Below are 11,870 nucleotides of genomic sequence, written 5' to 3' on the forward strand. Positions count from 1 at the left end.
CGCTGTCTCGTGGGCTCGGAGATGTGTATAAGAGACAGCCTCCATCTCCCGGAACAGGGCCGACTCGATGGGGATGCTGGCCACCGTCATCAACGCAATCGCCCTGCAGGACGCGATCGAGAAGGCCGGCGGACGCGCGTCGGTGCTCACGGCCTTCACGGTGCAGGGCCTCACCACCTACTCCCACGACGAGGCGTCCCGCGTCCTCGATTCCGGGGCAATCGCGATCTACGCGGGCGGCACCGGCAACCCGTACCTCTCGACCGACACGGCCGCGGCGCTCAGGGCCGTCCAGACCGGGTGCAGGCTGCTCCTCAAGGGAACAAAGGTCGACGGCGTGTACGACATGGATCCGAAGCTCCATCCCGGGGCCAGGCGCTTCTCGCGGCTCTCCTGGGACGAGGTCCTCTCGAGGGGGCTCGGCGTGATGGATGCGGCGGCCGTGGCGGTCTGCAGGGACAACTCGCTGCCGTTCCTCGTCTTCGACTCAACGGATCCCGCCGGCGTCTCAAGGGCCCTGCGGGACGGTTCCACGGGCACGCTCGTAGGAGAGGGGTCGCTGGAATGTCAGGACTGAACGACGAGATCCGCCAGAAGATGGAGAAGACGGTCACCAACACGTCCCGCGAGATGACCGGCATCAGGACGGGCAAGGCCAGTCCCGCACTCCTCGACAACATCAGGGTGGAATGCTGGGGGTCGGCCATGCCTCTCAGGCAGGTCGCGGGGATATCGGCCCCGGAGCCGCGGATGCTGGTGGTCCAGCCCTGGGACCAGTCCACCGCAGCCGCCATCGTGAAGGCCGTGGAGTCCAGCGAGCTGGGCCTCAGGGCCGCGATCGACGGACAGGTGATCCGCATCCCGATCCCCAAGCTCTCGGAGGAGAGGCGGAAGGACCTGCTCAAGATGGTCCGCCGGATGGCCGAGGAGGGCAGGACCGCGGTCAGGAACCTCAGGAGGGACGGGAACGATGCCGTCCACAAGGCGCGGAAGAACGGCGAGGTCTCCGAGGACGAGGAGAAGAGGCTGCTCGAGGAGGTCCAGAAGGTGGCCGACGGCTCCGTCTCCGAGATCGACCGCATCCTGAAGGCGAAGGAAGAGGAGATCACGGAGGTCTAGGTTGAACCCTCCGGTCCACATAGCTATCGTGATGGACGGCAACGGGCGGTGGGCCCGGAGCCGTGGGCTCGCCAGGACCGAGGGGCACAGGGCCGCCGAGACCTCGATCCACCAGGCCGTGGAATGGTGCGGCGAGAACGGGGTCCGCCACCTCACGCTCTTCGCCTTCTCCACCGAGAACTGGAGCCGCCCCCGGGCCGAGGTCTCTCTCATCATGAGCCTCCTGCGCTCGTTCATAAGGCGCAACCTCGAGGAACTCGAACGCAAGGACGTCAGGATAAGGGCCATGGGCAGGCTGGAAGGCCTGCCGGCAGGGCCGCGCAGCGACCTCCTCTCGGCCATCCGGCGCACCGAGGGCAACGGGGGCCTGCAGCTCATCCTCGCGCTCAACTACGGAGGCCGGGCGGAACTCGCCGACGCCGCCCGCAGGATTGCCGCCGAGGTCGCCTCGGGCGCCCTCGATCCGTCGGCCGTCGACGAGGAGGCGATCTCGCGGAGGCTCTACCTGCCCGACGTGCCCGACCCGGATCTCGTCATCAGGACCAGCGGCGAACAGAGGATATCCAACTTCCTGCTCTGGCAGAGCGCGTACTCCGAGTTCTACTTCCCGGAGGTGCTGTGGCCCGACTTCAGGAAGGAGCACCTCGACGAAGCCCTGAGGGTCTACTCGGCGCGGCAGAGACGCTTCGGCGGACTCGCGTGACCGCCCGGTTCCCCGCCCTCGCGAGGCGCTCGGCCGGAGCCCTCGCCGCCCTGGCGGCCGTGCTCCTGGCCATCCTGCCCGACTGGCCGGGATCCGCCCCGACCATCGTGCTGTGCGCCCTGGCCGCCGCGGGCGCCGGCTGCGAGATCTCGAGGCTCTCATCCCCCTCCGCCGGAGCCGCCGGGCGCATCGCGCAGGCCGTCTCCACCGCAGCAGCGGCTGTATGCTTCGCCATGCTCCCGCGGTTCGGGGCCTTCGCCCTGCCGCTGCCCGGCCTGATCCTCTCGATACCGATGATGAGGAAGGGCAACCCCGGCGGATCGATCCCCGGGGTGGCCGGGGCAGGCTGGATGTCGATGCTGTGGGCGCTGGGCCTCGGATCGATCGCAAGGCTGCGGGCGGGCTCCGAAGGCCCCTGGCTCGCACTGCTGCCCCTGGTCTCGTGCTGGGCCGGCGACACGGCCGCGTACTTCGCGGGCTGCGCCTTCGGCAGGCACAGGCTGGCGCCCGGCATAAGCCCGGGCAAGACCGTCGAGGGTCTAGCGGCGGGCCTCGCCGGATCGACGGCCGCCGCGATGTCGCTCGGCCTTTCCGGGGGCATGCCTCTCGGCACGGCGACCCTGGCCGCAGCGGGGTTCTCGTGCGGCCTCGCCGGCGCATTCGGCGACCTTCTGGAATCGGCTTTCAAGAGGGACGCCGGCGTGAAGGACTCGGGAACCTTCCTGCCCGGGCACGGCGGGATCCTCGACAGGACGGACAGCATCGCCACGGCCGCGCCGGTTGCGCTGCTCTTGGCGATGGCGGCGGGGGCCGTCTAGTGAGGAAGGTGGCGATCCTCGGGTCCACCGGGTCCATCGGGGTTCAGGCGCTCGACGTGGTGCGCGCGAACCCCGGCCTTCTCTCCGTCCACTCGCTGGTCTGCGGGTCGAACACGGCGCTCCTCGCCCGGCAGTCGGCCGAGTTCCCCTCCGCATTCCCGGCCGCGATCCGTCCCGACGGTGCATCCGACGGGGAGGGCATCCTCGAACGGGCGCTCGACGGCTGCGACATCGTACTCAATGCGATCACGGGGTTCGCAGGGCTCCGGGCCAGCCTCATGGCGGCCTCGCACGGGCTCCCTCTGGCCCTTGCCAACAAGGAGAGCCTCGTCACCGGAGGGTGCCTGCTCGAGGGGCATGTCGCCAGGGGGCTGGTGGAGCCCGTCGACAGCGAGCACAGCACCATCGCGAGATGCCTGGCGGGAGAGGCCCAGAGACCCCTTGGCATCATGCTGACCGCGAGCGGAGGCGCCCTCCGCGACTCGTCTCCGGAGGCCGCCGAAGGCGCCGGCCCCGCGGAGGTGCTGGCACATCCCACATGGAGGATGGGGCCCAGGATCACGGTGGATTCCGCGACGCTGGTGAACAAGGCGTTCGAGGTCCTGGAGGCCGAGTGGCTCTTCCCCGGCATCCCCGTCGACGCCGTGCTCCATCCCCAGAGCATCGCGCATTCGCTCGTGAGGCTCGCTGACGGCTCCTGGAAGGCGCTCATGGGCACCCCGGACATGCGCCTGCCCGTCCAGTACGCGCTCCTCGGCGGGGGCGCCCCCGGGCTCGTCGCGGACGACTCCCCCGCGGACTGGCCCGCCCTCCGTTTCGGGGCGATAGACCCCCGGAGATACCCCGCCTTCGGGCTTGTCAAGGGGGCCGGCAGGCTCGGGGGCACGGCACCCGCCGCCGCCAACGCCGCCGACGAGGAGGCCGTGGCGGCCTTCCTCGCGGGAAGGATACGCTTCGGCGGAATCGCCCGCGTGATCGAGCACGTTCTCGAGCGCACGGCTCCCCGGGCGGCAGGCTCATATCGTGATCTGGTCGATGCTGACGAGGAGGCCAGGGCCGTGGCCCGGGCCTTCCTGGAGGGCTCATGCTGACGGTGCTGGCGGCCATTGCCGGATTCGGTGCGATCATCTTCTTCCACGAGCTCGGGCACTTCGTCGCGGCCAGGCTCTCCGGCCTGCCGGTCGAGCGGTTCTCGATGGGCTTCCCCCCGCACATCGTGAAGATCAGGGGGCGGAAGACCGAGTACTGCATCGGCGCGATCCCGCTCGGGGGCTACGTGAAGGTGGACCTCGGAACATCCGGCGAGACGGCTCCCGACGGCCCCTGGTACCTCCGGCTGCTCACGGCCGCCTGCGGCCCTCTCTTCAACCTCCTCCTCGCGATCGTCCTCTTCTTCCTCGTCCTGGCAGTCGTGGGACAGCAGGTCTCGGTCTTCTCGAACATCGTCGGGGAGGGCGGGAACCTCCTCGGCCTGGCGCCGGGGGATACCGTGCTGGCGGTGAACGGCGTCCCGACCGCCGACTACGCCGCCGTGGCCGCCGCCATGTCCGGGGAGCTGTCGGGCGAGATCACCGTCGGGACGGCCTCGGGCAGGATCACGGCCGCATACGGCCTCGGCGGGGTGGAGGAGACGCCGGGTTTCGTCCCCATGCTCCCCCCGGTGGTGGGGGAGAGCCTCATCGGCATGCCGGCCTACGAAGCCGGCATCAGGGCGGGCGACAGCGTGCTCACCGTCGACGGCAACACGGTCGGCTCATGGTCCGACCTGCTGGGGATGGTCGAAGGCGCCCGCGGCCGTGAGATGACGATCAGGTACATGCGGGACGGTTCGGTCTACACCGCCAGCCTGCGCCCCGTGGAGATCGAGGGAATGGTCAGGATCGGCGTCGTGGCGAGCACCCCGGTCACGAATCTCAGGTATCCCGTGCCCGACGCCCTGCTCTACTCGGTGAAGTCGGCCACCGGCGGAGCCGTGATGATCTTCAGGTCGCTCGCCACCGTCTTCTCTCGCCCCAGGGAGCTGGTCGAGATGTCGGGAGGGCCGATCTTCGTGGCCGAGACCCTCGACCAGGAGGCCGGAAAGGGGCTGGGCAGGCTCCTGGAGGCCGTGGCGGGCATCTCGCTGGCCGTCATGTGCTTCAACCTCCTCCCGATCCCGATCCTCGACGGGGGGCAGATGCTGCTGCTCCTCTACGAGGGGATGACGAGGAGGAGGCTCTCGGGGCGGGCGATCCAGGTCATGCAGCAGGTGGGTGTTCTCTTCATACTGGCTCTGTTCGTGCTTATAATGTGGCGCGACGTCGCCCGGCTGTTCCTCAGGGTGAACCAGCCCGGTTCGTGAGCGAATCGGGGATCCGGATCTCCGGTACGCTGTCGGTCAGGCAGCCGGGGTCCGGGGGCGTCACCGACGAGATCGAATCCTTGAGGCAGCCGTAGAAATAGAGATAGTAGTCCGGGTTCGCATCGCACAGGGCTATCAGTTCGGAGATGCCGGCCGTGTCGGGCGCAGGCGCGCAGACATCGGGCAGCACCATCGAGGGGGCCAGCCTTGATGCCCAGTTCTCCAGGTACTCCCTGTCCTCCCCCGGGATGGCGTTCCCGTCCGGCTTCGAGCATGCGGAAGCCGCCAGCACCGCCGAGAGGGCGGCAGCCAGGGCGAACCCGGGTGCTGCAGAGCGGATCGGGGCGTCGGTCGTCATATTCCCTTTCCGGGACCTTTTCCGTCGGGCGTCAGTATAGCCTCGTCGAGAGGTCCGGTACAGCCAAGGGAGGCGATGAATGAAAGTCTGCACCACCGCTCTGCTCGTCGCCTGCTCGGTCGCGTCCGCCACCTCCTACGGGAGGAGCAAGATCCAGATCGAGGGGTACGAATGGTGGACGATCTCCTCCCCCCGGGTCGACCTGTACTACCCCATGGGATGCGAAGCCCTGGCCGAGAGCGTGCTCGCCATATCATCCGCAGAACTGGACGAGCTCTCGGCCGAGTTCGGATTCCTGCCCGAACATCCCGTCCCCGTGGTCGCATACCCGTCCCCCGGATCGTTCCGCCAGACCCCGATCATCGATTCCGAGATAGACGAGGCCGTGGGGGGCTTCACCGAGTACTTCAAGGGCAGGGTCGTGGTGCCCTTCACCGGTTCGTGGACGGAGTTCAGGCATGTCCTGACCCACGAGATCAACCACGCCTACGTCTTCGACATGCTCTACAGGCGGAGCCTGCAGGACATCATCATGAGCACGACCCCGCTCTGGACCATCGAGGGCCTGGCGGAGTACACGTCCGCCGGCTGGGACCCCGCCTCCGAGGCGGAGTTCCGCGACATGATCATCACGGGCCAGATCGTCTCGATAGAGGAGCTGTCCAACCGGGGCGACTATCTCGTCTACCGCGAGGGGCAGGCCATCTACCGCTTCATGGTCGAGAGGTACGGGCTCGACCGGTTCCACGAGTTCGTCCGGAACATCGCCGACAGGGGCGGGCTCCCGGATGCCGTGGAGGAGGCGTTCGACATGAGCCTGGCCCAGTTCGACGCGAGGTTCCAGGAATGGGCGAGGGAGACCTACTGGGCCCAGCTCGCGACGCGCGAGAACCCGTCCGACCTGGGAAGGGTCATCGAGGACGGAGACCACGGCAACCTCACCCAGGCGGTGACCGTCATCTCCCGCGACGGCTCGATGGTGGCCGGCGTCGAGGGCTACAGGGGCGGCTATTCGGTGGTGGTCAGGTCGGCCGTGACGGGCGAGGTGATAAGGCGGTGCGTGTCCTCCGGCGGGCTCTCGAACACCGGCATCTCTCCGGCCTACAGGGTCTGCGGGTTCTCGCCGGGCGGCGACTCCCTCGCGATCGCCGTCCACGGCGTCAGTTCAGACATGCTCCTTATCTCCACCCCTGAAGGCACCGAGGAGCTCCCCTTCCGGATGGACCTGATCCGGGACCCGGTCTGGTCACCCGACGGCAGGGCCATAGCCTTCTGCGGCATGGACGGATCGGCGGCGGCGACGGACGTCTTCGTCTGGGACGGGGGCCTTCCGCGGCGCGTGACGGACACGCCCGACGGCGAGCGCGACATCTCCTGGTCCGGATCGACCATCCTGGCAGCGTCGGAGGAGCCCGGCAGCGGTTCCTGGGCCGTCCTCCGCATCGATCCGGTCGCCGCCGGCGGAGAGCCCTCGTTCGAGGTCGTCCACAGGGAGACCAGCGAGATCAGATATCCGGCGGACACTCCGGAAGGCATCGCCTTCCTCGGGAACCCGGGCGGCCTCCCCGATCTCTTCCTGTACGATTCGACCGGGGCGGTGAGGCGCCTCTCCAACCTCTACACATCCATCGACTCGCCCTCCTGGGCCGATTCCGGCAGGGTGCTCTCGTTCACGTCGGTGAGCTGGCCGGGCTACGGGGTCTATCTGGCCTACGGGGTCCTGGACCGGATCGCCCCGGCACCCGCTCCCGCCGATCCGCAGGACGGCGCCTCGAACCGCGCGGGCGCGATGCAGGCCCTCGTGGAGGAGGCCCCGGCCCAGGCGGCCCCGGTGGAGGCCGTGGCCGGGCAGCCCGTCAGGATCGCTCCCTACACCCCCACTCTCTCGACCGACTACGTCAGCGCCCTGGCCGGCTACGACTCCTACTCCGGTTTCGAGGGCTACACGACCTTCGTGTTCAGCGACGTGCTGGCGCACCACCAGGTGGTGCTCAACGGCAACTTCAACGGGCCGGTCGAGGATGCCGACGCGGCGGTCTACTACACCTACATGCCCCACAGGGCCGACTACGGCGGATACGTCTTCCGTGAGTCGACCCAGTACCTCTTCAGGTTCCCCGACGACCATCTCGAGCAGGTCCGCGACGTGGACACCGGAGGCGGGGCGGTGGTCAGGTACCCGTTCACGATGGCCGTGAACGCCCTGGGCGGGATCGACTTCAGGCACATCACGAGGGACGGGGTATGGAACTCCGACGCCGACTACGCCTCCGACATCCTGTCGTTCTTCGCCAGGTTCGTGGTCGACACCGCGCTGTGGGACCACGTGGGCCCCAGGCTCGGCGAGAGGCTCTCCGTCGGCGTCGAGACGGCCCCCGGCTGGGACGGCATGGTGCAGTACACAACGGTTTCGACCGACCTCCGGAAGTACGTCTGGATGAGTTCGCGGAGCTCCCTCGCGCTCAGGGTCGCAGGTGCGTCGAGCTGGGGTTCGGAGCCCCAGAGGTTCCTCGTGGGCGGCGCCGTGCCCCACAGGGTGATGACCGGCGAGACGGAGGAGTTCGAGGACATCCTCGGGTTCTACACGAACTACGGCGACATGCTCAGGGGTCTCGACTACACCGAGCTCTCCGGCAGGAACTACGTCTCGACCTCCGTCGAGCTGAGGGTGCCCTTCGTGAGGACGCTCTCGATCGACGCGCCCCTCCCGATGACGTTCTCGAGCATCAGGGGCGTCATCTTCGCCGACGCGGGAACGGCCTTCGACGATCCGTCCTCCTTCGTAGGGGTCGAAGCCGACGACGGGTTCCGGCTGGAGGACATCGGCATGGGCTTCGGCTTCGGTTTCAGGGCGAATCTGGGCATATTCCTGCTGAGGGAGGACACGGCCTGGGCCACCGACCTCTCGGGCGTCTCGGAGAAGCCCGTGCACTACGTCTCGCTGGGGGCCTCGTTCTGACGGCCCGGAAGCGCTGGAACCGCGCCCGGCCGGTCAGGTAGTACCGGCGGGCGGGCCCGGCAACTGGCCCTGGAGGTGCTTGGAGACTTGACTGCCTTCATCCTTCTCGTTCTCTCGGCGGCATGGGTGTGCCCCTCGTGCGGAAGCGGAGTCGACGAAGCTTTCTGCCCGCGGTGCCTCATACCCGAGCCTCCATCCGGGATGGCCTTCGTGCCGGGCGACACCATCACCGTAGACGGGGTCCCGTGCACCGTTCCGTCCTTCTACGTCGACTCCGCGGCCGTGTCCTACGAAGATGTCCTGCCCTGGCTCAACGGGGCCTTCGCGGACGGGGAGGGGCTCGCGGCCGTCATCACCGGTCAGTATGACGAGAACTTCCAGTTCCTGAGATACACCCCGTTCACGGGCGACGCCTCGGGCTCGGGGCTCACCGTGCCCCAGGCCTGCATGGCCCTGCCGGCGGCCTCTGTGACCCTCGAGGGCGCCAGGAGCTACCTGGCATCCGAGGGCAGGAGGCTGCCTTCCGCGGCCGAACTCGCCCTAGCAGCCCGGAACGGCCTGGTTGCCGAAGTGGACGTGTTCTCCGTGATGAGCACGTATGCCGATATGATGGAAGAGTCGATGGGATCGTTGCTCGGAAGGCTGTCGACGCAGGCCATGTTCGCCGGGTACAGCACCGCCTCCGAGCGCGTGATGTGGGAGTGGACCGGCTCGCCCCCGGGTTCCCCGGCGGACGTGGCGCGTGGCGCCGACGCCCCCTGCGCGACGCTTTTCCGCCCGGGCGGCACCGGGATCGCCGATGCCGGAAGCGGTTACTTCAACGTGGCCTTCAGGGGAGTGGTGCCACTGCCCCTGGCGGCATCGAGATGAGAGAGGACGGTCGACCCGTGGAAAGAAGGCTTCTGATCGCTCTGGCCTCCGCGACCCTGCTCGCCGTGTCCGGCTGCGGGCGGACGGTCACCAGGACCGATCCGGAGACCGTCACCGATCTGAGCGGCTGGTGGAACGACACCGACGCGAGGATGGTGGCGGACTCGATGATCGAGATCTGCATGGCGGGCTCCTGGCTCACCGACTTCAACGGCGACCAGCGCGGCGACAGGCCGGTGATAGTCGTCGGCAGCGTGCTCAACCGCACCACCGAGCACATCTCCACCGACGTGTTCATGAACGAGATAGAGAGGGCGTTCATCGAGTCCGGCAGCGTGGACGTGGTCGCCGCCAGGACGGAGCGCGGCGAGATCCGCGGCGAGCGCGAGGACCAGCAGCGCTTCGGCTCCCCCGAGACTGCGGCCGAGTTCGGGCGCGAGCTGGGGGCCGACTACATCATGATGGGCACGCTCGACTCGATCATCGACGAGAGCGGGGACACCAGGGCCGTGTACTACACGATCTCCCTCGACCTGACCGACGTCGAGACCATCCGCAAGGCCTGGATGGGCAACCTGGAGATCAAGAAGATAGTAGAGTGGTGAGAGCCGGATGAAGGCCCTCGCAGCGCTGCTCCTCCTGCTGCCCCTGGGCTGCGCCGTGGACTACACGGAATCCATGAGGCCGGTCAGGTCGAGGCTCGCGTCGGACATGCCCGGAGAGGCGCTCAGGGCGTTCGACGAGCAGTTCCCCGACAGCACCGGGGGTGACAGGCTCCTATTCCTGATGGAGAAGGGGAACCTGCTCAGGCTGGCCGGAAGGCCCTCGGAGGCCATCCCGCTCCTGCTCGAGGCGGACAGGCTCTCGGACATGCTGGTGGGCACCGACCTGGCCGAGGAGGCCGGCGCGCTCCTCACCAGCGACCTGACCCGGGCCTACAGGGGGGCCGACTACGAGAGGGTCTTCATAAACTACTGCCTGGCATCGTGCTATACGATGCTGGATCAGCCCTCGGAGGCCATCGTCGAGTGCAGGCGGGTGGGGTACAAGCTGGGCGTCCTCCGCGAGCGGTACGAGGAGGCCTCGCGCTACAGGGACGACGCGTTCGTCCGGTATCTCATGGGAGCCCTCTACGAGAGCACCGGTGATCTCGACGACGCCCTGGTGGCCTACCGTAACAGCCTCGAGATCTACGAGTCCGACTACGAAGGGCTCTACGGGCTCGGAGCGCCGGACCGCGTCAAGGCCGACATCCTGCGGATCTCGGCCGCCCTGCCGGGTTTCTCCGACCTGCATGACGGATTCGCGCAGAGCTGGCCGGGCATCGCCTGGCACGGCGGGGCGGACAGCCTGAACGGCGAGTATGTCGTGATCGTCGAGGAGTCGATGATACCCTGCCGGCAGCCCAGCACCGTCCAGTCATGGGGCGAGGACAGGCTCGTGAGGATAGCCGTCCCCTCCATCCACTACTACAGGTACGACTCGCCCAGGCTCGTCGTGCGGTCGGGAGGGCTCTCCGAGGAGGGCTTCCTCGCCGAGGACCTCTCCGCCATAGCCTCGAGGAACCTGGAGGACCTTGCGGCGAGGGACCTGGCCCGCGCTGTGGCCAGGGCCATCGTCAAGACAGCCGTCGCGGAGGGGGCCGAAGAGGCCGTCGAAGAATTGACAGGCGACGAGGACAGCCTCCTCGCCGAAGGCGCCGGTTTCATCGCGAGCCTCCTCGGAGCGGCGACCGAACAGGCCGACCTCAGGGCGTGGCTGACGCTTCCGGCACGCATCCACGTCGCGAGGATGACGCTGCCCGCCGGACGCAGGGATCTCTCGGTCGAACTGGGCGGAGTGGCGGTCTGGAGCGGTACCGTGGACGTCGCGGCAGGAGGCGTCGACTTTCTGTTCACGAGGTCCGCGGGATGGAAATGACGCCCGCCCTCCTGGCGGGCATGATCGACCACACCCTGCTCTCGCCCGGGGCAACCTCGGCCGACATCGGCGCGCTCTGCGCCGAAGCTGCGGAGAACCGCTTCCATACCGTCTGCGTCAACCCCTCCAGAGTCGCGCTGGCTTCATCCCTCCTCGGGGGCACCGGGGTGCTGGTCTGCTCCGTGGTCGGCTTCCCGCTCGGAGCCTGCAGGTCGAAGCCGGTCGAGACATCCCTCGCCGTCTCCGACGGCGCGGGCGAGATAGACATGGTGCTGGACATCGGGGCCCTCAGGGACGGGGACACCTCCGCGGCCGAGGCGGACGTCGCGCGCGTGGTCGAGGCCGCATCGGGCATGCCCGTCAAGGTGATCATCGAGACCTGCCTGCTCACGGATCCGGAGAAGCTCGCGGCGTGCTCCGTCTGCGAGGCCGGAGGCGCCTCGTTCGTGAAGACCTCGACCGGCTTCTCGAGCGGGGGCGCCACTGTCGGCGACGTGAGGCTGATCAGGCGGGCGGTGGGGAACAGGCTGCGCGTGAAGGCCTCGGGCGGCATAGCCGACCTGGACGCCGCGCTCGCGATGATAGAGGCCGGAGCCGACAGGCTGGGTCTCAGCCGCAGCGTCCGGATAATGGGTGAAATGAGGTTGCGGGCGGCTGGTGGGGTCGTCCAGCCGCCCGCCGAGGGTTCTGGTTCCGATTCCTGCTCTGCGGAGACGGCCCTGGAGGGGTCAGACCGGCATCCGCGTGAGAAGGAATAACGCCGGAACCAGCAGGCAACCGAG

General features: G+C 68.3%; 12 protein-coding genes. 11 read left to right on the forward strand and 1 reads right to left on the reverse strand.

The features are described from left to right. The first annotated feature begins 67 nt into the window (after positions 1 to 67). The 6 genes from QUS11_11915 to rseP are packed head-to-tail and all read left to right on the forward strand — an operon-like array spanning position 68 to position 4,981. On the forward strand, positions 68 to 577 hold the full coding sequence (locus QUS11_11915; protein ID MDM7994001.1) for a hypothetical protein: 510 nt from the start codon (positions 68 to 70) through the stop codon (positions 575 to 577). Further along, on the forward strand, positions 565 to 1,119 hold the full coding sequence (frr, locus tag QUS11_11920) for a ribosome recycling factor (GenBank protein ID MDM7994002.1): 555 nt from the start codon (positions 565 to 567) through the stop codon (positions 1,117 to 1,119). Before QUS11_11915 ends, frr begins: the two co-directional genes overlap by 13 nt. 1 nt (position 1,120) lies before the next feature. Beyond that, positions 1,121 to 1,822: an isoprenyl transferase gene (locus QUS11_11925; GenBank protein MDM7994003.1), complete on the forward strand. Its 702-nt coding sequence runs from the start codon at positions 1,121 to 1,123 to the stop codon at positions 1,820 to 1,822. Continuing rightward, complete coding sequence (locus tag QUS11_11930) at positions 1,819 to 2,640, forward strand: phosphatidate cytidylyltransferase (GenBank protein ID MDM7994004.1); 822 nt, start codon at positions 1,819 to 1,821, stop codon at positions 2,638 to 2,640. The genes QUS11_11925 and QUS11_11930 overlap by 4 nt, the downstream gene beginning before the upstream one ends. After that, a complete protein-coding gene (locus QUS11_11935) occupies positions 2,640 to 3,731 on the forward strand; it encodes a 1-deoxy-D-xylulose-5-phosphate reductoisomerase (GenBank protein MDM7994005.1) in 1,092 nt (363 codons plus the stop codon). Before QUS11_11930 ends, QUS11_11935 begins: the two co-directional genes overlap by 1 nt. Further along, a complete protein-coding gene (gene rseP, locus QUS11_11940; protein MDM7994006.1) occupies positions 3,725 to 4,981 on the forward strand; it encodes an RIP metalloprotease RseP in 1,257 nt (418 codons plus the stop codon). The genes QUS11_11935 and rseP overlap by 7 nt, the downstream gene beginning before the upstream one ends. Here the strand turns inward: rseP and QUS11_11945 are convergent. Further along, positions 4,956 to 5,339, reverse strand: a complete 384-nt coding sequence (locus QUS11_11945; protein MDM7994007.1) for a hypothetical protein — start codon at positions 5,337 to 5,339, stop codon at positions 4,956 to 4,958. The genes rseP and QUS11_11945 overlap by 26 nt on opposite strands. Before the next feature lie 79 nt (positions 5,340 to 5,418). Between QUS11_11945 and QUS11_11950 the strand changes: the two genes are divergently transcribed. The 5 genes from QUS11_11950 to deoC all read left to right on the forward strand — a co-directional run bounded on the left by QUS11_11950 (position 5,419) and on the right by deoC (position 11,846). Continuing rightward, positions 5,419 to 8,298 carry a BamA/TamA family outer membrane protein gene (locus QUS11_11950; GenBank protein ID MDM7994008.1) on the forward strand — a complete coding sequence of 960 codons (2,880 nt, stop codon included), beginning with the start codon at positions 5,419 to 5,421 and terminating at the stop codon, positions 8,296 to 8,298. A gap of 87 nt (positions 8,299 to 8,385) precedes the next feature. Then, entirely contained in the window at positions 8,386 to 9,168 is a 783-nt protein-coding gene (locus tag QUS11_11955) for a hypothetical protein (protein MDM7994009.1), read from the forward strand. A gap of 17 nt (positions 9,169 to 9,185) precedes the next feature. Then, positions 9,186 to 9,773, forward strand: a complete 588-nt coding sequence (locus QUS11_11960; protein ID MDM7994010.1) for a penicillin-binding protein activator LpoB — start codon at positions 9,186 to 9,188, stop codon at positions 9,771 to 9,773. Positions 9,774 to 9,780: 7 nt separating this feature from the next. After that, positions 9,781 to 11,088, forward strand: a complete 1,308-nt coding sequence (locus tag QUS11_11965) for a hypothetical protein (GenBank protein MDM7994011.1) — start codon at positions 9,781 to 9,783, stop codon at positions 11,086 to 11,088. Next, a complete protein-coding gene (gene deoC, locus QUS11_11970; GenBank protein ID MDM7994012.1) occupies positions 11,085 to 11,846 on the forward strand; it encodes a deoxyribose-phosphate aldolase in 762 nt (253 codons plus the stop codon). Before QUS11_11965 ends, deoC begins: the two co-directional genes overlap by 4 nt. Positions 11,847 to 11,870 lie beyond the last annotated feature (24 nt).

Source organism: Candidatus Fermentibacter sp. (assembly GCA_030373045.1).
Classification (GTDB): domain Bacteria; phylum Fermentibacterota; class Fermentibacteria; order Fermentibacterales; family Fermentibacteraceae; genus Fermentibacter.

Coding starts and splice junctions, on each gene's coding strand:
- QUS11_11915 (MDM7994001.1), top strand. CDS start 68: ATGGGGATGCTGGCCACCGTCATCAACGCAATCGCCCTGCAGGACGCG.
- frr (MDM7994002.1), top strand. CDS start 565: ATGTCAGGACTGAACGACGAGATCCGCCAGAAGATGGAGAAGACGGTC.
- rseP (MDM7994006.1), top strand. CDS start 3,725: ATGCTGACGGTGCTGGCGGCCATTGCCGGATTCGGTGCGATCATCTTC.
- QUS11_11945 (MDM7994007.1), bottom strand. CDS start 5,339: ATGACGACCGACGCCCCGATCCGCTCTGCAGCACCCGGGTTCGCCCTG.
- QUS11_11950 (MDM7994008.1), top strand. CDS start 5,419: ATGAAAGTCTGCACCACCGCTCTGCTCGTCGCCTGCTCGGTCGCGTCC.
- QUS11_11965 (MDM7994011.1), top strand. CDS start 9,781: ATGAAGGCCCTCGCAGCGCTGCTCCTCCTGCTGCCCCTGGGCTGCGCC.
- deoC (MDM7994012.1), top strand. CDS start 11,085: ATGACGCCCGCCCTCCTGGCGGGCATGATCGACCACACCCTGCTCTCG.